This window comes from Gluconobacter sp. P5B12 (assembly GCF_018812035.1).
Lineage (GTDB): Bacteria > Pseudomonadota > Alphaproteobacteria > Acetobacterales > Acetobacteraceae > Gluconobacter.
In genome coordinates, this window is the sequence record NZ_JACRVV010000004.1 from 67,507 (window position 1) to 92,143 (window position 24,637).

Here is a 24,637-nt window from a genome sequence, read left to right on the forward strand (position 1 = left end):
AAGAAGCCCTTTCGTCAGAATAGCGGAGTAGGCAGGCATGGCGGTAAAAATCGCAATCAACGGTTTCGGACGTATCGGACGTCTCGTTCTGCGCGGCATCATTGAGAGCGGTCGTACGGACGTTGAGGTCGTAGCTATCAACGATCTTGGCTCGGTCGAAGCAAACGCACACCTTCTGGTTTATGACAGCGTCCATGGCCGTCTGCCAGGCAAAGTCCGTGCTGAAGGCAATACGCTCATCATTGAAGCAAACGGCCGCACCTATGGTCCGATTACCGTTTCTGCCGAGCGTGATCCGTCCAAGGTTCCATTCGAAGGCATTGATGTTGCCATGGAATGTACGGGCCTCTTCACCACGCGTGAAAAGGCTGCTGCCCTGCTGGAAGCTGGTGCAAAGCGCGTCATCGTCTCCGCTCCTGCAACGGATGTGGATGCCACCATTGTTTTCGGTGTGAACGACGACGTTCTGACGCCGGACATGAAGGTCATTTCCAACGCATCCTGCACCACGAACTGCCTTGCCCCTGTCGCTTACGTTCTGGACGAAGCGTTTGGTATCGAGCGCGGCTACATGGTCACGATTCACTCCTACACCGGTGACCAGCGCACGGTGGACACCCTGCACAAGGATCCCCGTCGTGCCCGCGCTGCGGCCCTGAACATGATCCCGACGTCCACGGGCGCTGCGAAGGCTGTTGGTCTGGTTCTGCCGCATCTGAAGGGCAAGCTGGACGGCACGGCGATCCGCGTTCCGACGCCGAACGTCTCTCTTGTCTCTCTCGACTTCGTGCCGAAGACCGCTCCTGCTTCCGCTGAAGCCGTGAACGAAGCGATCCGTGCAGCGTCCGAAGGCAAGCTCAAGGGCGTTCTGGACTACAACACGGCACCGCTGGTCAGCACGGATTTCAACCACTCTCCTGCGTCTTCCACGTTCGATGCAACACAGACGGCTCTGGTCGATGGCGGCCAGCTCGTTCGCATCTGCGCCTGGTATGACAATGAGTGGGGTTTCTCCAACCGCATGGCCGACACGGCTGCTGCTTTCGGGAGCCTCTGACCCATGGTTTTCCGCACGCTCGACACCCTGGAGGCACGCGGCAAGCGCGTGCTCGTCCGGGCTGATCTGAACGTGCCGATGCATGACGGCGTCATCACTGACGCCACGCGCATCGAGCGCGTTGCCCCGACCATCAATGAGCTTGCCGGTAAGGGCGCGCGCGTTGTGGTCCTCAGCCATTTCGACCGCCCGAAGGGCAAGGTCGTTCCTGGCATGTCCCTGCGTCCGATTGCTGAAAAGCTTGGGGAAGTTCTGGGCAAGCCGGTTGGTTTCGTTCCGGAATGCGTAGGTCCGACTGTTGAAGCTGCTGTTGCGGCTCTCAATGATGGGGAAGTGCTGGTTCTGGAAAACACGCGCTTTCATGCGGGTGAAGAAGCCAACGATCCAGAATTCGCCAAGGCGATTGCGCAGAATGGCGATATTTTCGTCAATGATGCCTTCTCGGCAGCGCATCGCGCCCATGCCTCTACCGAAGGTGTGGCGCATGATCTTCCGTCTTTCGCCGGGCGGTTGATGCAGGCCGAGCTATCGGCTTTGTCGGCTGCGCTGGAAAACCCGGAACGTCCGGTTGGTGCCATCATCGGTGGCTCCAAGATCTCCACGAAGCTGGATCTGATTGGCAATGTTATCGCTAAGGTGGACACACTGTTCATCACGGGGGCCATGGCCAACACGTTCCTGGCGGCAGAAGGCATGAATGTCGGCAAGTCCCTTCAGGAAGCGGACATGCACGAAACAGCTCGCAAGATTGCGCATCTGGCGCAGGAAAAGGGCTGTGAAATCATTCTGCCAGTGGATGCCGTTGTGGCGCGCGAATTCAAGGCCGGTGCAGAAACCGAAACCTGCCTGATTGGCGAAGTGCCTGCCGACGCCATGATCCTTGATGCTGGTCCGCGCACTGTTGCGCTGATCAACGAGCGTCTGGCTACGTTGAAAACGCTTGTCTGGAACGGCCCACTCGGGGCGTTTGAGATCGAGCCGTTTGATCGTGCAACGGTTGAGGTTGCACAGGAAGCTGCTCGCCTGACGCAGGAAGGCAAGCTTCGTACTGTGGCAGGCGGTGGAGACACTGTTTCTGCGCTGCGTCACGCCGGTGTTGCTGGACAGATGAGCTACGTTTCCACGGCGGGTGGTGCGTTCCTGGAGTGGCTGGAAGGGAAAATCCTTCCAGGCATCGAGGTGCTTCGCACAACCGGACACCAGCTTGGTCTGGACTGAGTTCTAAAAAAGCGGGGAGAGCAATCTCCCCGCTTTTTTTGTAGCCGCATTTACGGAAAAAAGATTTCCTCAATGCTACGGCCGAAAAGCTGTGAAATCGTGAATGCCAATGGCAGGCTCGGGTCGTAACGCCCTTTTTCAATGGCATTGACTGTTTGTCTTGATACCGCCAGCGCTGCGGCCAGATCGGCCTGGCTCCAGCTTCGTTCTGCCCGAAGTTCCTTGAGGCAGTTGTTCATCGATAGCGCCTTTGGGCGACAAGGCCCCCGATCCACCAGAGGGTTCCCATGATCGGCCAGACTGCAAAAGCTCTGAGCTTTGGTAACCCGGCACTTTCGGCAAAGCCCCAGCCGAAGGTCAGTAGAGCGGTTCCCAAAAATGACATTGCAATGGCATCCAACTGAATCCGACGTTGTAATTCATCCATTCGCCAGATTGCACGCATGATGACCCATGCGGCTGTCACCGCTCCCACCATGGGCGTGAGTGCCAGTATTATTCTTGTTAAAGGTGCAGGGTGGAGTGCCTGTTGCAGATAATTGGCTCCGAACAGCAGCACAAGATACAGCGCGAGCGCGCTACCGAGTTCGATGAGATATTGACGACCATACAACATGTCTGAGCCCTCCTGATGTAAAGCAAGCTTTACTTTTTAGGCTCGAATGTCAAGTAAGCTTTACAAAATATTCATTTCAGATACCTGCTCGGATCACGTTTTGTGACGTCACGAAACTTTCTAATTTTTTCAATTGTAATTGGAGGCTTTGACCCAGCACACTGTTTTCAGCTCCCCGTCGTGCTGGAATCCGCCTGATGCGCCTTCTGCCTATGCTGATGAAGTCTTTTCCACTGTTCGCTCTGGCAGTAGGAACATGCAGTGCGTTCGCTGCAGAAACTGTGCAGCCAGCTTCGGCGACGAAAAAGCCGTTCTCAGCGTTTACGCATCCTTTTAATGCTTCTCTGTCTCAGGACGCATCGGCTGACCCGCGGCAAGGAGCGGCGCTGATGCGCGGTTTGGAACACCACCGGGCGGACGTTATCGCGCAACAAATGACTTCAGGTTTCGGCGCGGCACCAGTCCCTGATGAGAATATTGAAGGTCCTCAGGATTCAGCGCAGTCCGATGCCTATGTGAAGCCCGATTTCTTTTCCAACAAAGTCGGCGAAGTCAACGATGCCGCTGCGGAAAATCACCCTGATCAGCATCGTAAAGGCGGCGGCGCAATGGCGGGCGGGCTAGCTTTGGCCGTGCCTCTCTCCCAATAAGCCCCTGTTCGGTCAATTAGGGCGATGCATATAAATTGAGTGGCTCAGGCAAGGGCTTCTCGTAGGATATGAATGGCAGCCTCAGGAGCTTCAATATACACATGGAAATGGGTGTGAGCTTTTGACCAATGAAGATGCAGCCTGACGCTTTTTAGGCAGCGTTCAACATAGTTCGAAAAATTGGCAGTCTTTGTTTTGGTAGACGATGCTTGCGAAGGCCTGTTGTGCCTTCCGAGGCGGGACATAGAAAGGCGTAAGCCATCCAGGTCTGCCCTCCTCGGGAGAGGATTGGGCTTCGTCATATAAAAAGGGCTGCCAACACTTCTGCTGGCAGCCCTCTCTCTAAAAAGCTTTTCTTATCAGGCCTGGAGGCCATTCTCGCGACGACGAAGTTCAACTTCGGCCGACATAGCCTTCTGAAGCTTCTCCATGGCGCGTGCTTCAATCTGACGGATCCGTTCACGTGACACGTTGTAGTGGTGAGAAAGATCTTCCAGCGTAGATGGCTCTTCCTTGAGGCGACGCTCTGCCAGAATGTGGCGTTCGCGCTCATTCAGGGTCATCATGGCCTGATCGAGAAGAGCTTTACGACCGCTGAATTCTTCTGAAGCCGCGTAAGTCTGCTCCTGGTTTTCGTTGTCGTCCACTAGCCAGTCCTGCCACTCGCCTTCGCCATCGATGCGCAGGGGCGCATTCAGGCTATGGTCCGGGGCGGCAAGACGCTGGTTCATGGATACCACGTCCTGTTCCGGAACGCCGAGCGTGGTGGCAATGGAATTCACCTGCTCGGGCTTCAAATCACCATCATCAATCGCCTGCATTTGCCCTTTCAGGCGACGGAGATTGAAGAACAGCTTTTTCTGCGAAGCTGTCGTACCGATTTTAACCAGTGACCAGCTGTGCAGGATATACTCCTGCATGGCGGCACGGATCCACCACATGGCATAGGTTGCAAGGCGGAAGCCACGCTCCGGGTCGAAGCGGCGGACAGCCTGCATCATACCGATGTTGCCCTCACTGATGAGTTCATTCACCGGGAGGCCATAGCCGCGATAGCCCATGGCAATCTTGGCCACGAGACGAAGGTGAGACGTCACCAGACGGTGTGCCGCACTGGTGTCTTCATTCTTGCGCCAGGCACGGGAGAGATCGAGCTCTTCCTGCGGCGTCAGAAGGGGGAATTTGCGGATTTCCTGGAGATAACGGGTCAGGTTGTTTTCAGGACCCACGGAGATGACAGCTGGAGATGCCATGGTCTTCGATTCCTTTCGCCCGGGGGTGTGCCTGGCTCGATGAGGAGTAGACTCATACGAACTGGCAGAGGCAAAGTTCCTCACACCCAGGTGACGCATTGGGAAGGACTATCACGTCCCCAGCCGCTTACCCCCAGATTGGGCAGTGCACGGTGGTACGATCCGTTCCGGCGGCGCGTCAGCTCGTCGGATAAATAAGTTTATGACAGGTGGAACCGAAAAGGTCAAGAACTTTCAGAGGTTGAGCCTGTCAGGCGCATTTTCAAGGTCTGGAAGTCTTCAGGAGGCGCAGTTTCGAAAGAAAGTGGCTTTTTTGTTCGAGGATGAATGAAGCCGAGTCGGGCAGCATGGAGAGCCTGACGTGGGAAATCGAGGGCCGCTTCTTTCGCATCCTGAGGTAAACCGCGGGCTGCGGCCGGAATACGACGCAGATACACGGGGTCTCCGAGCAGAGGGTGTCCTGCCTGTGAGAGATGAACACGAATCTGGTGGGTTCGCCCAGTGGCCAGTTTGCATTCGATCAAAGAGACGCTTGCATGGATCGGCTCCAGAAGTTTGAAGCGCGTGAGAGCGGTTTTTCCGCCTGACTGAACGACCGCCATGCGCTTGCGGTCCTTCTTGTCCCGCCCGATGGCACCGTCAAATTCGCCGGATGAGGGCAGTAGACCCCAGGCAAGGGCCATGTAGGCACGATCTATGTCGCGCGCAGCGAACGCTTCAGACAGGGCGTTATGAGCCATGGCATTCTTGGCCACCACCATCAGGCCTGATGTGTCCTTATCGAGGCGATGTACGATTCCGGGGCGTTTCTCGCCGCCAATGCCTTCAAACCCTTCGCCGCAATGTCCGAGAAGGGCATTGACTAGAGTGCCGGTTTCGTTGCCGGGCGCAGGATGCGTCACGAGCCCGGCCTGCTTATCCAGAACGATCAAGTCCCGGTCTTCATATAAGATCGTCAGGGGCAGATTTTCCGCCAAGGGACGAGCCGGAAGTGGGGTAGGGAACGAAAGCACAAGCTCCATCCCGTCGCGGAGTGTATCGGCGGGCTCATTGACGATCTGGCCGTTGCGGGTCAGATGACCCTCTTCGATCAGGGTCTTGACCCGGGAGCGGGAAATCGTGCCGATGGCGTCAGCAAGGGCGCGATCAACGCGTTGGCCGGCCAGGCTGGCATCAACAACAAGACGGAACGGGGTTTCAGGATCTGACATGAATCAGGGTTTAGCTGAGGATCAAGCGGGCAGCGAGTCAGGGACACCGAAAGCGTTGCTCGGCGCCGTCATTATCATGGGGGTTATGATTGTCGCCGGCGTGGCGGTCATGATTGGTGTGATCGCCCATCGCGTTATGCATCCGCATCATGATGTCAGTGTTTCCGCGCCGCCATCCGGGTCTCCGACGCGCCTTGCGTTGCCCTTGGGAGACGGAGAACACATTACGGCTGTAACTGCACGACCGGACGGCATGATGGCTGTAACATTAGGGCGCCCGGGCGCTGAACGCGTTCTCTTGTGGAGCCCTGAGGCAGGTCGCGTCATGGCAGAACTCGATTTTGGAGTGCCTCCAAGCGCCCCGTAAGGTCTCTCGCCTGAACATTCCAGTTCCTGATGCGTTGTTACTGATAAGATCATATCAGGACAGACATCATGGGACGCATTATTGACGCCGCTCTGGCTGCGGGAACAGTTTTCGGGGCTCAATATCTCGGCCGGGAGATCAGCCCGGCCGAAGATGGCTCAACCCGGCGCTGGTATCACCATCTGAACAAGCCAGAATTTTCGCCGCCAGCGCCTGTGTATGCCGTGGTCTGGACCCTTCTGGACGGCCTTCTGGCATGGTCCGGCTATCGTCTTCTGCGGGCTGAACGCTCCTGCGCGCGGACCGCAGCGCTGTGGCTCTGGGCTGTCTGTGTTGCTGGTGTAGCTGGCTTTCCGTTTGCAGTTTTCCGGAAGCGGCGTCTGGATGCAGGATTGGCGATCTGCATTGGTCTGGTCGTAACGTCAGGCGCGTCGATCTGGACGGCAAAAAAAGCTGATCCGGCCGCAGCTAAGCTACAGATCCCGTTTTTCGTGTGGCTGACGTTTGCGGTGTTTGTTCAGGAAGAAGTCTGGCGCCGCAACTGAGTGGCGTCTGCCCCACCGAGGATTGATTGCATCAGCCCGGGAAAGCGTTCTTCAAGTTCCTGAAGGCGAAGGGAGTTATGGTGCTGCACGCCTTCAATTCGGGTGTGCAGAACCCCGCTTTCTCTCAAAACCTGAAAATGATGGGACATGCTGGACTTCGGGCGCGCCCCGATCAGGGCGGCACAATTCGCCTCGCCCAGAACATATAGACGCTGAACAATGTCCAGACGCACGGGATCAGCCAGAGCCCTGAGGACCGTAATCAGATCGAGCTTTTTCAGATCGGGCGAGTCATGGCACGGCATACGGCGTCTTATCCCTTCCTTGAAGAATTGACGCAACACTTCTATAGTTCGATCGTTATCGAACTATAGAAGTTTCGATCAGGGAGTACCCTTTCATGCCCGATCTTTTTGATCCCATTGAACTTGGTGGATTTTCGGCAAAAAACCGCATTTTCATGTCTCCCCTCACAAGAGCACGTGCGGGCCGGGACGCTGTTCCAACACCGATCATGGCAAAGTATTACGCGCAACGGGCGGAAGCCGGTCTCATCATCTCTGAGGCAACAGGGATCTCTCGCGAAGGTCTGGGCTGGCCCTATGCGCCGGGCATCTGGTCTGACGAACAGGTTGAGGCATGGAAGCCCATCACAAAGGCTGTGCATGACAAAGGCGGCCGCATTGTCTGTCAGCTCTGGCATATGGGCCGGATGGTTCACTCCTCCGTCACAGGTTTGCAGCCGGTTGCACCGTCAGCCACTACGGCACCCGGTCAGTCTCATACCTATGATGGCAAGCTGCCTTATGAAGAGGCGCGCGCGCTGAGACTGGATGAAATTCCCCGTATTCTGGCGGATTATGAACGCGCCTCTCAAAATGCCATCAAGGCAGGCTTTGATGGCATTCAGCTTCACGCAGCCAATGGCTATCTGATTGACGAATTCCTGAAGGACGGCACCAATCATCGGACAGATGAGTATGGCGGATCGCCCGAGAACAGAATCCGGCTTCTCTCGCAGGTCACTGAGCGGATCATCTCGACCATTGGTGGAGAGAGAACTGGCGTCAGGCTTTCTCCGAATGGTGACACACAGGGATGCCTTGATTCCGCACCGGGAACCGTTTTCGTACCTGCGGCCGCTGAACTGGAGCGTCTGGGCGTAGCGTGGCTTGAATTGCGTGAACCTGGACCGGATGGCACGTTTGGCAAAACGGATCAGCCACCGGTTTCACCGCAGATCCGGAAGGTATTTCGCCGTCCGCTGGTGTTGAATCAGGATTATACATTCGAAGCCGCTCAGGAGGCTGTCCGCCAAGGCCGGGCTGATGCAATAGCCTTTGGGCGTAAATTTATTTCAAATCCGGATCTACCGACGCGTTTCGCTAAAGGCTTGCCGCTTCAGGCAGATGATATGGCCACATGGTATAGCCGTGGGGAGCACGGATATACGGACTACGCTTTCGCTAGCTGAGGCTAAATACCGGGGCGAGATGTCGTCCCGGTTATCTCGGCCACAGATGAATGGCACTTTAGGCCGAAAGTGATTCAGAGTGTTGGGAATCTAAGTCTTCCAGCAGGTAGGGGCCTCCAGCGAGGATTTCGATGGCAAGCATTCCGAGGCTGTTGGTTGAGCGTTCAGCAAGTGGAAGAAGAGCATTGCCGTTCGTCCAGCGGACATTATTCTTTTCCAAAGGATACCAGCCTTCCAGATCCTTCTCACCCTTTTTGGACGAAAGACAGATGGATTTTCCGGAATCGTAAAAGGTGACGTCACCGACGCAAACGCCAAGCTGTCGGCGGTCATCAACAAACGGGCCGATTGTGTCGCAGGGACGGCTGGAGCGAGAAACCAACCTCACTGAGGTGACGGCGGATGGAATCATAAAGAGTGAGCGACCGCCCACCTCGCGTGTTTTATGGATAATCAGCCCGGTGTCAGAGATCAGATGAAAATCTGACTCCGTTGTCATCGCAACGGGCTTCGTCTGCCCTGGAGTATGAAGCTGTTTTGCGCGCTGTAGAATTTTCGCAAAAAGAGGCTCTACAAAACGGCGGGCGGGCACGGCAGGAGCGGTAGAGCGCTTATCCTGGCTTTTCGTATGGTTTGCGATGACAGCAATACTATCGTTTTTATGGAAGGAAAGACGGTTACCATTCGCGAGGTAACTCTCAATCAGCAGGCCATTTGCCATAATGGTTGAGTGGGTTTCAGTCTGTATATGAACGTGAGTGAAGCTAGTGATGCTACGGTCGTAGAAAATGGACCGCCCATTGACCAGCATGCGAGCAGGAACGAGGTTACCGTTTAAAAACAGGCAGTGTTCCGGCGTAATGAGCAAATCTTTATAAGGGACTTCGTCTGCAATTGCGTTTTTCAGGATACGCACAGGATATCCTGCTTGATCGTTTGGAAGACTAACTTTGGCATTAATATGCGTATGGCCAATCTTTATAATTTTAACTGTTTTTGGTGATTTATCACAATAGGCGAGCACGTCATCGCCAACTTTAAGACTTTGAATTGGCGTCTCACCTGACGGTGTTGCGACAGTGAAATCTACAGTAAAGCAGGCACACTCATTGGTCTTCTCATTAATTTCCAAAGACTTTTCTTTTGTAGTATTGGGTTTAATGAATTTTTCTTTGTTATCTTTTTTTACTGTCTCATTTTTAGTAATGACATTCAAATTTGCTTTTTGAGGATAGATATACTTCTGGGGGCTGGAGTGTTCGGTAAGCGGAAAAGAGTATGGTGATCCTGACGTGACAGCACTTGAGGTAAGAGAAACTGTAATATTTTTCTCGAAATTCAAGTTTTCATCGTTTGGATAAGTTATTTTTCTTAACGAATGAATTTCTAGATTAGAAAAATAGTAATTACCTAAAATGGTTCTATAATTATTTCTGGGCTTTGTTTGAGTTTTTACTGGCAATTTTTTATAAAAGGGCGTCGTCGCCATTCCACCTCTCCTGTCTATCTCATAGATTCTATGAACAAACATAGGAAACCGGCATGTCGACCGGTGATCTGAATACAGATACACGGTAGCAGTTAGAAAATTATTAATGCAAACCTTAATGTGATGAAATTTGACGATAATGGGGCATTTTCACAAAATAGTGATTTAAAAATGGCAGAGTTCGTTAAAATAAATTATTCGTTATTAATTAGGTAACAAATAATTTCATGTTCCTGATCAATCAGCGAGGATGTGTTTGATCCTCGCTGATTGATTTTCCAGATTATGGTTCTGATCAGAACCGCACTTAATTCTGGGGGCGGGCCAGTTCATAGAGCGCAACGGCCGCTGCGTTGGATACGTTCAGGCTTTCCATATTTCCGGGCATATAAACGCTGGCAATCTCATCGCAGGTTTCTCGCGTCAGTCTGCGTAGTCCTGCACCTTCTGCGCCAAGAACCAAAGCAACGCGGCGCGTGCCAAAGCTGCTTCCGTCGAGCCTTGATCCGCCTGCATCCAGTCCGACAACCCAGACGTCCTGAGACTGGAGGGTTGCAAGGGCGCGTGACAGGTTCACTTCCCGAATGATGGGAACAAGGTCCAGCGCGCCTGATGCCGCCTTGGCCATGGCACCGCTTTCCTGCGGAGTATTGCGATCCTGAACAAGCAACGCACAGGCGCCGAATGCGGCAGCGGAGCGCAGGATGGCGCCGATGTTCCGAGGATCCGTAACCTGATCCAGCACAAGAATGGGGCCGGGCCGTTCAAGTGCTTCATGAATGGTTGGCGGTTCGAGGGCTTCGACCCGAAGGCAGACGCCCTGATGAACGGCATCACGCTCACACAGGCGATCCAGTCGTTCGCGGTCAACGATCTGGGGTTGGGCACGGAGAGACTGACTGAATGATGATGCGGCCTCTCGAGTTGCGAGAAACTCGAGAATGGTTCGGTCAGGATTGTTAAGTGCGGCTTCTACGGCATGGTGGCCATAGATCCAGTATCCGGAGGCAGGTTTGCCTGAACGGGAGGAGCGCTCGGCATTGCCGGAACGTTGAGGGCCTCTGTCCCCAGAGTGGGACGGGGCGGCGGATCGGGAGTTTGGTCGTCTGGACATGAAAAAATCATATAATCGACGATAGGCGATTGACATAGCCGTTCATCCGCCATATTCCAACCGCCGACCCGGAGAGGTGCCCGAGTGGCTAAAGGGGGCGGACTGTAAATCCGCTGGCGTACGCCTACGTTGGTTCGAATCCAACTCTCTCCACCAGGTCTTTTCTTCCAAGAAAATCAATTATTTTGCAGCGTGGACCCCACTCAGTTCTCGCTGTGCGTAGGTCTGACGGCGGTATAGCATCGTCGAAGGTTGATGAGTGCGAAAGACGCACATTGAATCGCTCAATTGCACACTCCATCCTGACGATAAAATCTAGGTGCCTGGTTGATCGCTGAGTGTAGCATTCAGTGTCGCGTTATTAAGTTTTTAAGCGGCACGGGTTTAAACCTGCATATTGGACTTTAAAGTCAGCATAGACCGGTTTCTTTTGCGAGTATTTTCTATCGTCTTGCGAAAGTTGTGTGAAACAAGCCATTCGCCTTGACAGGTACTGCTGCGAACGCCCAATTTTCACTGGATATCCTTTTAGGGGCGCCGGTCATGGAAAGACCTTGGTTTGCGGCGAAGCGAAATGGTTATGGAGCAGGGCGCGCGATAACATGGGAAGGGCGCGTGACCATTCTTGTGTCTATTGGCGCAATCCTTCTGAGCAACATGGTTATGATGTGGGCCAAGAGCATTCCCGTTTTTATCATTTCTCTTATCGTGGACTTTGTGTCGGTCATCGGACTGCTTTGGATTTGCTCTGTTAAAACGGAAGGCGGATGGAAGTGGCGACGGAAAGGCGAGTAACTGTTCCATCCATTGCTCCGATATAAGCTCTATCCCGGCGCATTATGTTTTCGGAAAATGAGTAGGCCGGTGCCGCAATCCGAAGAATGCATTAGAATACGGCGCCGGAACTAGGAGTTACTTAGGTAAAGTAATTTTCACGACAATATATGGTAATTCCTGCATGTCTTTTCCATCGTGGAAGTCTGGCAGCCGTGCCCATTGGCCTATTGTGCAGTACAGGCCGTCTTTCCCGTAGGTCAGGCCATCTGGTTCAATCATACGCGGGTCATGCGCTACGACTGACAATGTGCCATCAGGGGCATGTTTCAGGATCGCGTGGCGTTCGTCATCGGTAATGTAAAGAGAGCCGTCAGGTCCGGTTGCCATGCCGTCTCCCATCCCGCTTTCTCCTTCATCGCGGACGGAGACTTCAATGCGCTTTTCTGTGGCTTTCCAGTCCGACAGAACTGACGTGGGAGCCGCATAGAGGCGACGGCTTGTCTGCGGTTGCCAATAGAGCGTTTGCTGGTCTGGACTGAGGCCAATGCCATTAGCGCCGCCTTGGGGCATTTCGGCTTTGGTTGGATTGTACCGGGCTGCTCTGCCATCCATGACGGCCACAAAGCCCTTTTCGGGCATGACCGGTTTCGTGTCAGACAGAATGCGGCGTTGATGACCAGAGGCAAGGTCGACGACGATCAGCGCGGGATGAATGCCTGTCGAGGTATCAGTAATGAACGCGGTTCCGGCCTTCCCATGGGTCAGATCGATCCGAACGTCATTAACGTGACTATCTGGCAGAAGGGTTGGTGCAGACAAGGTGAGAACGTTCAGAACCTTGTTGGTCGCGGGATCAATCTCAAATAGCTTTTGCGCGCCTGTGATCGTTCCTTTGCCTGCCAGCATTCCTTCATCGAGCACCCAGAAGTGCCCTTTCGCATCAACGGTCATGCCGAGAGGGGAGACAAAATCCTGCTGTGTTTCCGCGTTCGGGAACGGCGTCAGGTGGCCGTCAGCATACGTGGCGAGACGCGGCCCGGAATGGTCTTTGACACTCCTGGGAAAGCCAAGCACCAGGCGACCATCTGGAAGAGCAGCAATGCCGGAGGGCTGTGCATTGGTAAAGCGCCCGATGATTTCTACATTTCCAGAGGAAACTAAGCCCTTGTCTGTTGTTTCCGCAGCATAGGCAGTGGAAGCAATTAAAGGGGCGCTAACGAGTGCGGCAAGAAGGGCTGGATGGTAGAATTTCATGGACCAATCTCCTTGCTGCACTGGATCAGAACGCTGTGCGGGTAACAATTCAAGTTAAGTTGAGCGTTAAAGTTTCAAGCTGGAAAGTCATCATGCAGCAGGCTTGCCCTAGCTGTTTCGTAGTCGCTCTCGAAGCGCGGGGTCATGCGCGTAAAGGTAAAGACCTTTCATTCCGCGGGTGAGCAGGACATTCAGCGCATTTAGAATGATGCGTTCCTTCGCCATCTGTGGAGCAACAATGCCGCTTTGCCCCTGAAAGGCAGCACTGTCTTCGTAGCGGGCTGGATCGACGCGGATGCTGTCAGTCTGAGCATCATAGGAAAGGGAAGGGCCTAGAATGACGCCGGCGTAGTTCAGGTCAAAGCCCTGGATTGTATAGACCGAGCCGACTTCGTCGATTGTGTCAGGGCGTTCGGCCCAGGGAAGCTTTTCATCGGGTTTTGAGCGATCCCATCGCAGGTGGAACCGTCCTTCGTCGATGAAGTGGTCTTCTCCATCCAGCCGATAAGGGTAGTCGTAAGTTGAGAGCAGTCGGCATAGGCCGACTTCGTTATTCCGCTCTTTAAGGTCATCGTAAAGCTGGGCGCAGTCGTCATAAACGCGCAGATCAAAGTCTGGGTCTTGAGGACGCTTTCCGATGTGTCCTTCTGCAAGTTGGTCCAGCCAATGCCGAACTTCTGGACCCGCCTCGACGCGAAACTGCCTGGTTAAGTGCAAGGTCTTGGTTGCTCGGCCGTTCTTGAAACGATCCAGCAGATCCGCAGACCAATGACTCTTGAATTTCAGCACCTGTAACGGGTCAAACACCACGACGACTACGCGGGCCAATGCCAGAATTTCTTCGAGATGGTTCTGTTGCTGAAAATGATTGTACCGGTCAGCCCGGGTGAGAAGCAGATGGGCTTCATCGACCAGAACAATGTCTGCCTTCTGATTGGCTTTGTGCAGGCGGTTGATGAACGTCGTAGGTCTGTCGAAATCGGCCTTGCGAAGAGTTGGCATCTCCGCAGCGACATTACGGTAAAGCTTCAGCATTTCCGGATGATTGACCAGCAGCATATTGCGTGTGCCCGTCATGGGATCATCTGGGTTCTTTGAGCGTGCGCGTGTCTGAATTGCGTTGAAAATTGCATTGAGGACAACGCTCTTCCCTGTGCCGGCAGCGCCTTCAATGATGAGGAGCGCGCTCTGATCTGACAGATGCGCGGAGCAGAAAGAGAGGACGTCGTTTAAAAGCTCCTTCTGCTCAGCGGACAAGTGACGCGACAGGGAAAATTTTGTGATGGCGGCGTTTGTTTGCGCTGAAGAGAGCTTCTCAGTCTGCGGCAACATCGGCCACCTTGGCATCGGTGATACGCTGAGCGTCCGCGGGAGAAATGCGCACCACGAACCCTTGATGACCAGCGTTGATGTAGACGGCTTCCTGTCCCATGGCGTCCTGAGACAGGACAACGGGAATAGATGTGGTCTGGCCGAAAGGGCTTGTCCCGCCGGATTGATAGCCTGTCAGTTCATGGGCCTTTTCCGGATTCATCATTCTTGCATTCCGGCCACCGAATAAGGCTGCGACTTTCTTCAAATTCAGCTTCTGATGAGCGGGGGCCACGACACAGGCTGGCTGTTTCTTGTCGATTTCGACGACGAGCGTTTTGAGCACACTGCCTGGATCAGCGCCGATGGCATCGGCCGCCTGCATACCGATCAGGCCGCCATTCGGATTGTATTCGTAGTCATGCAGACTGAAAGGCACGCCCTGTTTTTCAAGAAAAAGAGTGGCGCTGGTTTCTCGGCTCATGTGTGGTCCCCTGTCTGACCGCGAAGCACCTTGCAGGAGCCGTCGAAGGGGGCACGATCAGTCGATAAACATGTCCGGTCGGCGGCTGAAGCGGGTAGGCGCTTCCATGTCGGGCGCTCTCACGAAAAAGAGAGCCCGACATGCTGTATGAACCCTTCAGCAAGACTTCGCAATATTGTGCCAGTCACAGGGGAGAAGGTCAGTTCAGGGCGTCTGCGCGCCGAATTTGTCCCAGTGTTGCAGCAGTTCATGAATGATGCGGGACCCTACGCGATACCCATTGTCCAGCGCCACTTTTTCTCCATCGTAGCCGCTGTTCATGGACTGAACGGCTGTCATGCCATGGGGCTGCTCGGTGTAATTGGACGCACTACGCAGGACCAGAACACGGTTGCTGTCCACGCGGCCCGCCTGCCCAAGGCGTGTCAGGGCTTCGAGAATGCCAGAATCTTCCATGTCACTGGAGACAAAATGGCTCTTGCCCTGTGTGAGAAGGTGTACCCAGTCCCGTGCAAAACCGGTCATGATCTTGCCGTGCCAGAAGGTATCTGAGCCGAAGTCTCCACCGGTCACAACGGCTGGATGGCCAGCAGCGACGTCGGTAGGTTTGTAGAGCTTGCGCTGGGCTTCGAGCTGGGGCGGATCAGACAGTGTGACGGTCTGAGTCAAGTCATAGGCCCAATGCACCAGAGAGGGATTCAACTGGAAGGCATTGTTGTGCTGAATGCTACCATCAGGCGCGTCCCCGCCCGATAGAGCATACTGGTTCGGCTTCTGAGCCGTGATCATGAAGTAGCCGTATGGCCACTCCTTCGGAGCTTCCCGCTTGTCAATATAACGCGTGATATCCCCGACCACGTAATCCGCGATTGACACCGAACCGACGGATGCAACTGCGGGATCAAAGCCGGAAATGCCGTCCACCATCCAGTAGGCATGACGCAGATCGAATCTTGGATCCGTTGCGAGGGCCATGACGGATGTCGTGGCTGGAGCAATCGGAGTTCCTGTTACCACGACCAGCAGATGGTGTTGCGCATCCGTGTAGATCGGATGAATCCCCAGCGGGAATGGGACCTGCTCTGTCAGGTGCTCTCCTTCGATCCAGGGTTGAAATTCGCCTGCACGATCCCCGGTATCTTGGCCAATTTCGTACGTTGTGAGCACGACGGCCCGGATATCCCAGGGTTTTTGTTTGGCTTCCGCTGGCGTTGTTGCGAGTGCCATGGAGGCCAGGCAACCCAAGGAAAGAGTACGTGGCATGATTTGTTGCACAAAAGAGATAAGTTTCATGTATTCCTACCCTCGTTCCGCTCTCATAATGAGGACACCATACAGGAAAGATATCGAAAAGAAATATTCATCCTTGGTGAGTGTTCTATTATAGGCAACGGAATGATGCCCTTTATAGGTATGGTAATATTTTAAAATATAGATTGGAATATTTAATAATTTACTTCTGTATAAATTAATAACTTGAAATACAATATGTGCATATGTGTGCTTTAAAAGACACACGAAACAAAAAACCAGAATAAACTTTAAAATATAGGTTCGGGAAGTTCTTCGTCTAACTTGTTTTGCTTGGCGTTATGAATATTTTCTGCGCTGCAAACGACATATCTAGGATCGCGTGAAGATGAATTTTGGTGCCAGACGTCTCACACTGCTGACAGCAACTGTGCTGGCCGGAGTATTTTGTGATGCAGCAGCCTATGCTGCGGTCTCACAGGCTCGGGGTAAGCATGCTGCACCAGTTCATCCTCATGCGGCCCCCATCCATCATCGCACGGCTGTTGATGCCAAGGATGCGGAAGCGATTTCCGTTCATGTTTCCCGTCAGGCGCTGAATGGCGGCGGGGGCATGATGCGTCACGAAATGGCATCGCACTCCGTTCAGACCGTCACGCGTCAGTATATTGAGATGCAGAGTCCGGCCAGCACTGCGCTAGACATGATCAAGAACCTGCCCAGCGTCACGGTTTCGACTGTTGATAGCTCTGGCATTCTTGGCGGCAAGATCAACAGCCGCAGCCTGACCGATTCAGACATGGGTATCCTGTTGAATGGCGTGCCGGTCGCAACAGCGTATTACCTGAACCAGAACGTCGACACTGAAAACGTCAACATGATCTCCGTCACGCCGGGATCGTCTGCCATTGATCTGCCGGTAACGTCCGCCGCCGCTGGTATTATGGACTCCCAGACCATGACGCCGTCGCATAAGTTCGGCGGCCTGATGGATTTCTCGTACGGCACAAACAACATGTCCCGTGAGTTCCTCCGTGTTGAGAGCGGCGACATCGGCAATTCCGGCATCCGCACGTTTGCGTCCTTCTCCCACACGCATGCTCGTAACTGGAATGGCCCAGGGACGAACGAGCGTCGTCACCTTGATTTTGGTGCTGCAAAGGACTTTGAGGACGGTTCTTCCGTCAATCTCTTTGTCTCGTGGAACCACCAGTTCACGATGGAGCCGCTCAAGCCAACGGCAAAGCAGTTCCATGACAAGAAAGACGGGATCGGGACGTATAACTACTCCTCCACCTATGACCCGTCGAACCCGTCAAAATACGGCATGCTGAACGGCAATATGTGGGATCAGGTGTTTGTGACGCTGCCTGTCCACATTCATCTTCCGGCTAAGTTCTCTTTCGATTTCAAGCCGTATTACGTTTACAACGGTGGCTACACCTATAACGGAAGCCTCTTTAACGGCGCTGGTCGCAATGCGACCATTGGTCAAGGCGGAACGCCCGTTTCCGGCAGTGTGCCTGCGGCCTCCTACTACAGCGTTTATCGCCCGCACGCCGGAACAGTGGCGAAGCTGAACTATGACCCGGTGAGCTGGGACCATATGGAGCTGGGGTACTGGTTCGATTATCAGGATAACCAGGTTAACAACATGTATTCCGTGTTGCAGACCAATGGCTCACAGCACTTCCCGTATAACACCTCCAAGGGGCTGTACGTGAATGGAACGCGCTATATGCCGTACCAGGGGGATGCTGGCTGGAAGATCCATTCGCTGTTCTTCCAGAATACGGCCAAGTTCCTGCATGATCGCCTGACGCTGAATGGCGGCATCAAGGTTGCCATGATCAATCGCTGGACGGTCAATGGTGCATCGTCAACGCCGCGCAGCGAGCAGAACCAGGTTGTGCCTTTGCCGCAGGTTGGCATCAGCTATCGGATTGATCAGCACAATCTGATCTATGTGAATGCCGAAGGCGACTTCCGCATGCCGGACCCGGGATCGCTTGGTCAGGTTTATGATGCGCAGACGGGTGGTTATGTCGGCAATCCGTACAATCCAAAGCCGCAGTATTCCATCAAGGAAGAACTCGGCTGGCGCTTCGACAATGACTACTTCATGACGGATCTGGAGCTGTTCAACTACTCCATCACCAACCGCCTGCTGTCCACGAGCGTTTACATCAACAATCAGGCCATCAGCTCTACCATCAATGCCGGTAATCAGACCGCACGTGGTGTGGATTTCATGATCTCGGCACATCCGTGGCACCATCTCAGTCCGTATGTCTCCGTCGAGTATCTAAACGCGACGATGGATTCCAATATCCTCACGACTGGCACACTGAATGGCCGGACGGTCAGCGATCTGCTGCCGACCAAGGGTAAGACGGCAGTTCAGTCTCCGCATGTGCATGCGAGTGCGGGCCTGACGTATGATGACGGTCATTTCTTTGCCAATGGCAGCGTCAGCTATGTGTCGTCCCAGTATTCGACGTTCATGAATGACGAGAAAATCCCAGGGTATCTGACGGATAATCTGTCACTGGGTTATCGCTTCAACTCCTATGGCCGGTTCAAGGCACCGAAATTCCAGCTGAATTTCAGCAATCTGGGCGGTGATTTCGTCCGGACTGGCGCCTACAGCCTCGTGTCCAATGCCAAGGCAGCCAAGGGTGTTTATGGCAGCACGATCAGTGCCAGCGGAACGCCGACCTATTACCTCTATCCGCGCTTCAGCGTGACAGGGAACATCTCTGTCGGGTTCTGATCTGGCGGTGGAATATTTCTGAGAAAATGGCGGCCCTTCCTGGAAACAGGGAGGGCCGTTTTTGTGCTGTGAGGATGACAACACGGATGTTGAACGCTAGCATTTCAACAACGGCAATGGATTCTGCCTGACCGTACTGGTCGAACCGCTCTCCTCCGCGAGATGCTGATGATTCCTGTCAAACTCGCTTCTCTAGAAGCATGACAGGAGAATTGCGTCCGATGCCTGCTTTCCATAATTCCCCCCGCGTGGCTGTGACGACATTGCGATGGGGTTTTCTGCTTCTGTTGCTGGGCGGAAGTGTCGGATCTGTTTGTGCCCTGTTTCTCTGGTTGTTGGACCAGGCCACGGACACACGGTTTGAGACCCCTTGGCTGATCTTTGGCCTTCCGCTGGCCGGAGTGGGCGTTGCGCTGCTGTATCAGTGGTTCGGCGGGAAATCAGCCGCAGGCAATAACCTGATTATCGACGAAATTCATAAGCCGGGTGGGGGCGTCCCTTTCCGCATGGCGCCTTTGGTTTTGTTTGGAACGGTTGTCAGTCATCTTTTCGGCGCATCTGTTGGTCGGGAAGGAACGGCCGTTCAGATCGGAGGAAGCTTTGCTGCTGCAATTGGGCGCCTGTTCCGGCTGCATGTGCAGGACATGCGCCTGTTACTCATGGCGGGGATTGCCGCAGGTTTCGGTGCCGTTTTCGGAACGCCTGTTGCGGGGGCTGTTTTCGGACTGGAAGTTCTGACGCTCGGCCGGCTTGATTATGCGGCTCTGCTGCCGGTCGCGGTGGCCTCGATTGTCGCAGACTGGACGTGTCATGCGTGGGGTATCCATCATGCCGTTTATCATGTCGGCTTTCGGGGGATCGCGGCGGCAGACGGTTCGATGTTTCACGTCAACGCCATTTTGCTGGTGAAGGTCGGTTTTGCTGCCGTGTGTTTCGGTCTCGCAAGCCGGGCGTTTGCGGACGGTGTTCATCGCCTGGCAGGCGTCTTCCAGCGCCTTTGCCCATCAGCCTGGATACGGCCTGCGATTGGTGGCGTGCTGACGTTGCTTCTGGTCTGGATACTCGGAACGCGGGACTACCTTGGCCTCGGTACTGTCTCACATGTGGAGGGCGGGGCGAGCATTCTGAACTTCTTTGGAGCTGGATATTATCCCTGGAGCTGGCTCTGGAAATTGGTCTTCACTCTTGTCGCATTGGCAACCGGCTTTAAAGGCGGAGAAGTGACGCCCCTCTTTTTCATCGGGGCGGGCTTGGGAAACGCATTGTCCCCTTTTTTGGGTGTGCCGGTTGATCTTCTTGCAGGGGTGGGGTTCGTCGCCGTGTTTGCAGGGGCGGCCAATACACCTCTCGCCTGTACATTCATGGCGGTGGAGCTCTTCGGCGCGACCGATGTGATTTATTACGCGACTGGGTGTTTCATCGCCTATCTCGTGTCCGGCCACACCGGCATCTATCTTTCCCAAAGGATCGGGACGCCCAAACTGGCTCTTTTCTCGAAAGAGCAGGGGCAGTCGCTGCGGGATGTCCGCAGTCGTTGAAGCTATCTCCGGCGCGGCGGATTTTTCTTGGCGTTCAATGTCGTGCAGAGCAGGGCTGCCAGCAACATTTCTACGCTGAGCAGGCCAAGCCATGTGATGACATCAATGATGGGCGTTTGCGATCCATGGAGTTGAAGCATCAGGCTTAAACCCAGCAGTGCAAAGCCTATCAGTCTAAGGCCGAGCAGATAGGACGCCGACGTGGCTTTTTTGAAGAAAATTCCGCTGCCACGAGCGGAGCCCGCCGCCATCAACAGAATGGAAATCTGCCCACACAGCAGCGTCGCCCCCATCATGGGGAAAGTCTTTTCTTGCGATAGGTATTGATGGCGGCATAGGCGAACGACCCGGCAAAAAATGCGGCCGTTACACTTGTCGCGGCGCTGACACTATCACGCCATGGTGCCCCCAGTGCAGCTATAGCCAGACATGCTAGGGCGCAGGCAGCCAGAAGTTCGGTCCAGGCGGCTTCTGATTTACGGAACAGGGCGAAAATCAGGGCGAGAGCCCAGATGATGAAGACGCACTGAATTTCGTGGTTCTCCCGTCCCGGAAGGCGCGCTGGGAGAATATGGTTTGCAAGAAAATAGGATGCAAAAGCGAGGGGCAGCCCAGCCAGAACCCCGACATTCAGGCGCTCTGTCAGAATGTGCCCTAGATGAGGATTGCTTCTGAGACGTTTGATCGTCCAGAGGCGCATTCCGCTTCCAATAACGGCGGTCAGCATCAGTCCGCACACAAAATAAAGCCATCTCGTCACACTGGGCGCAAAGCGTGCGACGTGAAGACCATACAGGAATGTGTAAGCACCAATGAGTGGTCGCTTTTCGACATGTTCGCTGAGAAGGTGGCCGTTCGTGCCGTCAAAATTCAGGGTGTGTGATGTCGTGCTGACGGTGTTCGTGTTGCCCGATGTGATGGTAATCACTGACGCCTGATCGGTCGGATTGAAGATATAGATCTGTGCGATGCCGGCTTCACCGATGCGTCTTTCTGCATCCTGAAGAATGGGAAGGATGGGCGCGAGATGGCCCGGATGGCCGCTGGGCGGACGGGTATTCAAGGCCGGATTCAGATCTGTGTAAGACGCCATTAGATCATGTTTGTAAATGGCCTGCGTGCTCCATGGGAGAAGCAGGGTCCCCAGCGTAACTGCGCCTGTGAAGGAGATCATGAGGTGGAAGGGCAGGGCCAGAACGCCTAGAAGGTTATGCGCATCCAGCCAGCTTCTCTGTCCTTTTCCCGGACGGAATGTAAAGAAATCCGTGAAGATCCGACGGTGAATAATGACGCCGGAAATCAGGCCGACGACAAGGGTCAGCGCGGCGATAGCGGCGATCAGGCGACCAAACGGGTAGGGGAGTTGAAGCTCGAAATGGAAGCGGTAGAAAAACTCGCCGCCAAAGGTTTGTCGAATGCCGTCAGGGCTGCCGGTTTGTGGGCTGAGTGCTTTCTGCAAATACACGCCTTTGGGGTCAGCCCAGACCCCAAAGGTGAAAGGCTCCTGCTGTGTCGGCGCATTCAGATACCATGCCGGAGATGTCGGGGCATTCTGTGTAAGCCACTCTACGGCGTGGGCGCTTGCTTGAATGGGGGAGATATTAGTTGCGCTCAGTTCTGGCCGCATCCAGACGCTGATTTCCTGCCGGAACACACTGAGCGTTCCAGACAGGGCAATCGCGAAGAGAACCCATCCTGTTATCAGTCCAAGGCCTGTGTGTAGCCAGGCCATGGAGGCACGAAAATTGCCTTTCATGGCCTCCAGCCCTTCAAAAGAGCCAGTCCTCCCGTGAAGAGTACCGCAAGTAGAGTGCCACCAAACGCTTTGCGACCATCGGTAACACCAAAGCAGGTCATGAACGTAACCGGCCAGACCAGCAGGCCGACAAGGATGCCGGCCATAGCGCAATCTGCGCGTGAGAGGGGAAGCCAGAGGCTCAGGCAGACTCCCCCCAGAACTGACAATGCGTATCCGCCGGGCAATGCCGCCAGTAAACGCAATGTCAGATGCTGGTGCGCCGGACCGGACTTACCAGGTGTAGCCAACGCTCGCCTGTGCGTTGCGGCGTTCGCCATAATAGCAGAATTCCTGATTGTAAGAGGCGTAAGCAAGGCAGTTCGCCACATAGTTCTTATCAAACAGGTTGCGGACACTGGCAGCAACTGTCCAGCCATGCAGTCTGTGGGACAGGTTGTTGAGATCGTAGCGGACGGAACCGTCAAAGAGCGCATACTGCGGAATCCAGACGCTGCCGTAGGATGCTTCGCCACCATAGGTCTTGGCAGAATATCGCATACCACCGCCAAAGCCGAAGCCCTTCAGAGGGCCGGATGGCATCGTGTAGAAAACAAACAGGGAGGAATTCCCTTTGCCTGATTGCATCAGGGGCTTGCCGGTTGAATCGTCATGGACTTTCTGGAAGCTGACGGATGCTGTGACCATAAGGTTCTTGTATGGCTCAGCATGTGCTTCGAACTCGAAACCATCTGAATGAACCAGACCACTGGCGGTGCTGTAACCCGTATTCCCGACACCAACCAGAACGTTGGTTTGCTCAATGTGAAAACCGGTTGCTGTCAGCAGGATGCTGGTTCCCGGAACCTGATATTTCACACCGCCTTCAAGTTGCTTGCCGAGAGACGGGGCAGCCTGATGCATGGTCTTTCCGCCATCGCTGGACACGGCGCCAGACTGTGGTTGGAAAGATGTCGAATAGCTGATGTACGGTGCGAGACCGAAATCAAAATGATAGAGGCCGGAGGTGCGCCAAGTAATCTGGCTGGGGCTCTGACGGCTGTCTGAATTGTAATTGGATTCGACCTGATGGGAGCGATACCAGTCGTTGCGGATGCTACCTGTCAGGATCAGGCGGTCCCAGCGGATTTCATCCTGCCCATAGGCGCCCACCTGATGCGAGTCCGTTCGATAGTTGACCCATGGAGACATGGGGGCAATAGCCATCTGGTAGTCTGGATGAAACACGTTCAGGTCAGGCGCTGCGCCGTAATATCCAACTTCAGTCGCGCTCTGCTGCATATAGTCAAAGCCGAACATCAGCGTGTGATGCAGCGGGCCTGTACGGACTTTGCCTTTGAACTGGCTGTCAAACGCCAGGTTGTGGGTGTGCTCGTATGTCTCGATTGCTGAGCGGGCCAGCGTATCGTCGTTGACGTAATACCCCATGTCATAAACGCTGCGGTATTGAGTCTTCACATCGTCATAACGGCCGCGAGACGTGAAGCTCCAGTCATTATTGAATGTATGATTGAAGATGTAGGTAATGGCACCCTGACGACGGTTGTACTTTTCGAAGGACGAATCACCGTCATAGAAATTTCTGGGCAAATAGCCGTATGGCGCCCGCTTGAGCGATCCCACCAAGGGAACGCCACCATAAGTTCCATTGGTGGGGTCGTACTGATAATTACCAAGCAACGTGAGTGTTGTCGGTCCATTTCCGCCGAAAGTCACCGATGGGCTAATGGAGAAGCGTCGGCTTCCGGTGTGCGTTAACTGTGTATGCTGCCCATTGACGGTGCCATAGACCCGGTACCGGACAAGCCCATTGTCTGTTGCATACCCGCCGACATCCGCATCAACGCGATAAAGATCGAACATGCCTCCCGTTGCATTGACCCCGCCGTAGAAGCGCTGGTCTGTTGGCAACTTGCTGGAGAGGGCCGTCAGGCCGCCGGGACTGGATTGGCCATACAGTGCAGAGGCGGGGCCTTTGAGAATTTCAACCCGATCAAGGCGCGATGTGTCGGTCTGTGCAACGGCGTAGCCTGTGGGGCTGTCCTGTAGTTTCAATCCATCCAGAAAGGTTGGGACGGAGAAGCCGCGGAGGGCAAACAGATCGTAACGCGTGCCAACTGCACCGCCGCGCTGGTCCGCGGTGACGCCAGCTGTGTAGCGAACGGCCTGATTAAGGTTCAGAACGCCCCGAACGTCCATCTCATTGCGTGTAATGACCGTAACAGACTGGGCCGTCTCGATCAGGGGAGTATCCGACTTCGTTGCAGACGTCGCCACCGTCGCCATTCTGCGTGCCCGGACAGAAATATGTTCCATTTTAGCAGGCGTAGACGTGGTTTTTCTGTTCGTATGGTGTTCTGGAGTGGCTGTCTGGTCAGCAGCGTGAGCATGGCTGAAAACAAGGCATAAACCGGCAATGGCGGGGGTCATTCTGGAATTGCTGGGCACGGGTCTCACGCGGTGGCTGGGTGAAAGAAGCGGGACTATCATTCAAATGAT

At 54.4% G+C, this 24,637-nt stretch carries 24 protein-coding genes, 1 tRNA gene and 1 riboswitch; of the genes, 10 read left to right on the forward strand and 15 right to left on the reverse strand.

Translation table 11 applies throughout. The features are described 5' to 3' along the window. The first annotated feature begins 37 nt into the window (after positions 1 to 37). The gene (gene gap, locus KP702_RS08740) at positions 38 to 1,057 is read left to right on the forward strand and encodes a type I glyceraldehyde-3-phosphate dehydrogenase (RefSeq protein ID WP_215768793.1); all 1,020 of its coding nucleotides are present in this window, start codon (positions 38 to 40) and stop codon (positions 1,055 to 1,057) included. 3 nt (positions 1,058 to 1,060) lie between these two features. Next, positions 1,061 to 2,275 carry a phosphoglycerate kinase gene (locus KP702_RS08745; protein ID WP_046900852.1) on the forward strand — a complete coding sequence of 405 codons (1,215 nt, stop codon included), beginning with the start codon at positions 1,061 to 1,063 and terminating at the stop codon, positions 2,273 to 2,275. Between the two features lie 50 nt (positions 2,276 to 2,325). Here KP702_RS08745 and KP702_RS08750 read toward each other — a convergent pair whose 3' ends face one another. Then, positions 2,326 to 2,514, reverse strand: a complete 189-nt coding sequence (locus KP702_RS08750) for a helix-turn-helix transcriptional regulator (protein WP_202208331.1) — start codon at positions 2,512 to 2,514, stop codon at positions 2,326 to 2,328. Further along, complete coding sequence (locus KP702_RS08755; protein WP_202208329.1) at positions 2,511 to 2,891, reverse strand: hypothetical protein; 381 nt, start codon at positions 2,889 to 2,891, stop codon at positions 2,511 to 2,513. The genes KP702_RS08750 and KP702_RS08755 overlap by 4 nt, the downstream gene beginning before the upstream one ends. A gap of 197 nt (positions 2,892 to 3,088) precedes the next feature. Here KP702_RS08755 and KP702_RS08760 point away from each other — a divergent pair, with 197 nt between their 5' ends. Then, the gene (locus KP702_RS08760) at positions 3,089 to 3,541 is read left to right on the forward strand and encodes a hypothetical protein (RefSeq protein ID WP_202208327.1); all 453 of its coding nucleotides are present in this window, start codon (positions 3,089 to 3,091) and stop codon (positions 3,539 to 3,541) included. Between the two features lie 359 nt (positions 3,542 to 3,900). Here the strand turns inward: KP702_RS08760 and rpoH are convergent, their stop codons facing one another. Both rpoH and KP702_RS08770 read right to left on the reverse strand, forming a co-directional pair. Continuing rightward, entirely contained in the window at positions 3,901 to 4,794 is an 894-nt protein-coding gene (gene rpoH, locus KP702_RS08765) for an RNA polymerase sigma factor RpoH (protein WP_046900857.1), read from the reverse strand. A gap of 224 nt (positions 4,795 to 5,018) precedes the next feature. After that, positions 5,019 to 6,005, reverse strand: coding sequence for an RluA family pseudouridine synthase (locus KP702_RS08770; RefSeq protein WP_046900858.1), 987 nt, complete (start codon positions 6,003 to 6,005; stop codon positions 5,019 to 5,021). On the opposite strand from KP702_RS08770, the gene KP702_RS08775 reads away from it, so the two are divergent. Both KP702_RS08775 and KP702_RS08780 read left to right on the forward strand, forming a co-directional pair. Further along, entirely contained in the window at positions 6,004 to 6,372 is a 369-nt protein-coding gene (locus KP702_RS08775; RefSeq protein ID WP_215750571.1) for a DUF6476 family protein, read from the forward strand. The genes KP702_RS08770 and KP702_RS08775 overlap by 2 nt on opposite strands. 68 nt (positions 6,373 to 6,440) lie before the next feature. Then, positions 6,441 to 6,917: a TspO/MBR family protein gene (locus tag KP702_RS08780; protein ID WP_215750572.1), complete on the forward strand. Its 477-nt coding sequence runs from the start codon at positions 6,441 to 6,443 to the stop codon at positions 6,915 to 6,917. Here KP702_RS08780 and KP702_RS08785 read toward each other — a convergent pair. Then, complete coding sequence (locus KP702_RS08785) at positions 6,890 to 7,222, reverse strand: helix-turn-helix transcriptional regulator (RefSeq protein ID WP_046900860.1); 333 nt, start codon at positions 7,220 to 7,222, stop codon at positions 6,890 to 6,892. The genes KP702_RS08780 and KP702_RS08785 overlap by 28 nt on opposite strands. Before the next feature lie 95 nt (positions 7,223 to 7,317). Between KP702_RS08785 and KP702_RS08790 the strand changes: the two genes are divergently transcribed. Beyond that, positions 7,318 to 8,391, forward strand: a complete 1,074-nt coding sequence (locus KP702_RS08790; RefSeq protein ID WP_215768794.1) for an alkene reductase — start codon at positions 7,318 to 7,320, stop codon at positions 8,389 to 8,391. A gap of 58 nt (positions 8,392 to 8,449) precedes the next feature. Here KP702_RS08790 and KP702_RS08795 read toward each other — a convergent pair whose 3' ends face one another. Both KP702_RS08795 and rlmB read right to left on the reverse strand, forming a co-directional pair. Further along, a complete protein-coding gene (locus tag KP702_RS08795; protein WP_215768795.1) occupies positions 8,450 to 9,880 on the reverse strand; it encodes a Hint domain-containing protein in 1,431 nt (476 codons plus the stop codon). A 307-nt stretch (positions 9,881 to 10,187) separates the two neighbouring features. Next, positions 10,188 to 10,994 carry a 23S rRNA (guanosine(2251)-2'-O)-methyltransferase RlmB gene (rlmB, locus tag KP702_RS08800; protein WP_237390064.1) on the reverse strand — a complete coding sequence of 269 codons (807 nt, stop codon included), beginning with the start codon at positions 10,992 to 10,994 and terminating at the stop codon, positions 10,188 to 10,190. 70 nt (positions 10,995 to 11,064) lie between these two features. On the opposite strand from rlmB, the gene KP702_RS08805 reads away from it, so the two are divergent. Further along, positions 11,065 to 11,150 (forward strand) — tRNA-Tyr (locus KP702_RS08805). A 387-nt stretch (positions 11,151 to 11,537) separates the two neighbouring features. After that, on the forward strand, positions 11,538 to 11,789 hold the full coding sequence (locus tag KP702_RS08810; RefSeq protein WP_215768831.1) for a hypothetical protein: 252 nt from the start codon (positions 11,538 to 11,540) through the stop codon (positions 11,787 to 11,789). A 117-nt stretch (positions 11,790 to 11,906) separates the two neighbouring features. Here the strand turns inward: KP702_RS08810 and KP702_RS08815 are convergent, their stop codons facing one another. From KP702_RS08815 to KP702_RS08830, 4 genes are all read right to left on the reverse strand, one after another. Then, positions 11,907 to 13,025, reverse strand: a complete 1,119-nt coding sequence (locus KP702_RS08815; RefSeq protein WP_202207796.1) for an SMP-30/gluconolactonase/LRE family protein — start codon at positions 13,023 to 13,025, stop codon at positions 11,907 to 11,909. Positions 13,026 to 13,133: 108 nt separating this feature from the next. After that, complete coding sequence (locus KP702_RS08820) at positions 13,134 to 14,357, reverse strand: DUF2075 domain-containing protein (protein WP_202207795.1); 1,224 nt, start codon at positions 14,355 to 14,357, stop codon at positions 13,134 to 13,136. Beyond that, positions 14,341 to 14,820, reverse strand: coding sequence for a Cys-tRNA(Pro) deacylase (gene ybaK, locus KP702_RS08825; protein ID WP_202207794.1), 480 nt, complete (start codon positions 14,818 to 14,820; stop codon positions 14,341 to 14,343). The genes KP702_RS08820 and ybaK overlap by 17 nt, the downstream gene beginning before the upstream one ends. 204 nt (positions 14,821 to 15,024) lie before the next feature. After that, complete coding sequence (locus tag KP702_RS08830; RefSeq protein WP_202207793.1) at positions 15,025 to 16,083, reverse strand: purine nucleoside permease; 1,059 nt, start codon at positions 16,081 to 16,083, stop codon at positions 15,025 to 15,027. 376 nt (positions 16,084 to 16,459) lie between these two features. Here KP702_RS08830 and KP702_RS08835 point away from each other — a divergent pair, with 376 nt between their 5' ends. Both KP702_RS08835 and KP702_RS08840 read left to right on the forward strand, forming a co-directional pair. Then, entirely contained in the window at positions 16,460 to 18,844 is a 2,385-nt protein-coding gene (locus KP702_RS08835; protein WP_215768828.1) for a TonB-dependent receptor, read from the forward strand. 103 nt (positions 18,845 to 18,947) lie between these two features. Beyond that, positions 18,948 to 19,029: riboswitch (Fluoride riboswitch) on the forward strand. Positions 19,030 to 19,065: 36 nt separating this feature from the next. Further along, complete coding sequence (locus KP702_RS08840; RefSeq protein WP_237389980.1) at positions 19,066 to 20,382, forward strand: voltage-gated chloride channel family protein; 1,317 nt, start codon at positions 19,066 to 19,068, stop codon at positions 20,380 to 20,382. 2 nt (positions 20,383 to 20,384) lie between these two features. On the opposite strand, the gene KP702_RS08845 is transcribed toward KP702_RS08840, so the two are convergent. From KP702_RS08845 to KP702_RS08860, 4 genes are read right to left on the reverse strand one after another with little or no spacing between them, the layout of a single operon-like run. Then, the gene (locus KP702_RS08845; RefSeq protein WP_237389979.1) at positions 20,385 to 20,678 is read right to left on the reverse strand and encodes a hypothetical protein; all 294 of its coding nucleotides are present in this window, start codon (positions 20,676 to 20,678) and stop codon (positions 20,385 to 20,387) included. After that, on the reverse strand, positions 20,675 to 22,138 hold the full coding sequence (locus tag KP702_RS08850; RefSeq protein ID WP_202207791.1) for a PepSY domain-containing protein: 1,464 nt from the start codon (positions 22,136 to 22,138) through the stop codon (positions 20,675 to 20,677). Before KP702_RS08850 ends, KP702_RS08845 begins: the two co-directional genes overlap by 4 nt. Further along, positions 22,135 to 22,458, reverse strand: coding sequence for a hypothetical protein (locus KP702_RS08855; RefSeq protein ID WP_237389978.1), 324 nt, complete (start codon positions 22,456 to 22,458; stop codon positions 22,135 to 22,137). The genes KP702_RS08850 and KP702_RS08855 overlap by 4 nt, the downstream gene beginning before the upstream one ends. Continuing rightward, positions 22,412 to 24,568, reverse strand: coding sequence for a TonB-dependent siderophore receptor (locus tag KP702_RS08860; RefSeq protein ID WP_202207790.1), 2,157 nt, complete (start codon positions 24,566 to 24,568; stop codon positions 22,412 to 22,414). Before KP702_RS08860 ends, KP702_RS08855 begins: the two co-directional genes overlap by 47 nt. Positions 24,569 to 24,637 lie beyond the last annotated feature (69 nt).

Bases quoted from the DNA above. Each gene is read 5' to 3' on its own strand.
- gap (WP_215768793.1), top strand. From the start codon at position 38: ATGGCGGTAAAAATCGCAATCAACGGTTTCGGACGTATCGGACGTCTC.
- KP702_RS08745 (WP_046900852.1), top strand. From the start codon at position 1,061: ATGGTTTTCCGCACGCTCGACACCCTGGAGGCACGCGGCAAGCGCGTG.
- KP702_RS08750 (WP_202208331.1), bottom strand. From the start codon at position 2,514: ATGAACAACTGCCTCAAGGAACTTCGGGCAGAACGAAGCTGGAGCCAG.
- KP702_RS08755 (WP_202208329.1), bottom strand. From the start codon at position 2,891: ATGTTGTATGGTCGTCAATATCTCATCGAACTCGGTAGCGCGCTCGCG.
- KP702_RS08760 (WP_202208327.1), top strand. From the start codon at position 3,089: ATGCGCCTTCTGCCTATGCTGATGAAGTCTTTTCCACTGTTCGCTCTG.
- rpoH (WP_046900857.1), bottom strand. From the start codon at position 4,794: ATGGCATCTCCAGCTGTCATCTCCGTGGGTCCTGAAAACAACCTGACC.
- KP702_RS08775 (WP_215750571.1), top strand. From the start codon at position 6,004: ATGAATCAGGGTTTAGCTGAGGATCAAGCGGGCAGCGAGTCAGGGACA.
- KP702_RS08770 (WP_046900858.1), bottom strand. From the start codon at position 6,005: ATGTCAGATCCTGAAACCCCGTTCCGTCTTGTTGTTGATGCCAGCCTG.
- KP702_RS08780 (WP_215750572.1), top strand. From the start codon at position 6,441: ATGGGACGCATTATTGACGCCGCTCTGGCTGCGGGAACAGTTTTCGGG.
- KP702_RS08785 (WP_046900860.1), bottom strand. From the start codon at position 7,222: ATGCCGTGCCATGACTCGCCCGATCTGAAAAAGCTCGATCTGATTACG.
- KP702_RS08790 (WP_215768794.1), top strand. From the start codon at position 7,318: ATGCCCGATCTTTTTGATCCCATTGAACTTGGTGGATTTTCGGCAAAA.
- KP702_RS08795 (WP_215768795.1), bottom strand. From the start codon at position 9,880: ATGGCGACGACGCCCTTTTATAAAAAATTGCCAGTAAAAACTCAAACA.
- rlmB (WP_237390064.1), bottom strand. From the start codon at position 10,994: ATGTCCAGACGACCAAACTCCCGATCCGCCGCCCCGTCCCACTCTGGG.
- KP702_RS08810 (WP_215768831.1), top strand. From the start codon at position 11,538: ATGGAAAGACCTTGGTTTGCGGCGAAGCGAAATGGTTATGGAGCAGGG.
- KP702_RS08815 (WP_202207796.1), bottom strand. From the start codon at position 13,025: ATGAAATTCTACCATCCAGCCCTTCTTGCCGCACTCGTTAGCGCCCCT.
- KP702_RS08820 (WP_202207795.1), bottom strand. From the start codon at position 14,357: ATGTTGCCGCAGACTGAGAAGCTCTCTTCAGCGCAAACAAACGCCGCC.
- ybaK (WP_202207794.1), bottom strand. From the start codon at position 14,820: ATGAGCCGAGAAACCAGCGCCACTCTTTTTCTTGAAAAACAGGGCGTG.
- KP702_RS08830 (WP_202207793.1), bottom strand. From the start codon at position 16,083: ATGCCACGTACTCTTTCCTTGGGTTGCCTGGCCTCCATGGCACTCGCA.
- KP702_RS08835 (WP_215768828.1), top strand. From the start codon at position 16,460: ATGAATTTTGGTGCCAGACGTCTCACACTGCTGACAGCAACTGTGCTG.
- KP702_RS08840 (WP_237389980.1), top strand. From the start codon at position 19,066: ATGCCTGCTTTCCATAATTCCCCCCGCGTGGCTGTGACGACATTGCGA.
- KP702_RS08845 (WP_237389979.1), bottom strand. From the start codon at position 20,678: ATGATGGGGGCGACGCTGCTGTGTGGGCAGATTTCCATTCTGTTGATG.
- KP702_RS08850 (WP_202207791.1), bottom strand. From the start codon at position 22,138: ATGAAAGGCAATTTTCGTGCCTCCATGGCCTGGCTACACACAGGCCTT.
- KP702_RS08855 (WP_237389978.1), bottom strand. From the start codon at position 22,458: ATGGCGAACGCCGCAACGCACAGGCGAGCGTTGGCTACACCTGGTAAG.
- KP702_RS08860 (WP_202207790.1), bottom strand. From the start codon at position 24,568: ATGACCCCCGCCATTGCCGGTTTATGCCTTGTTTTCAGCCATGCTCAC.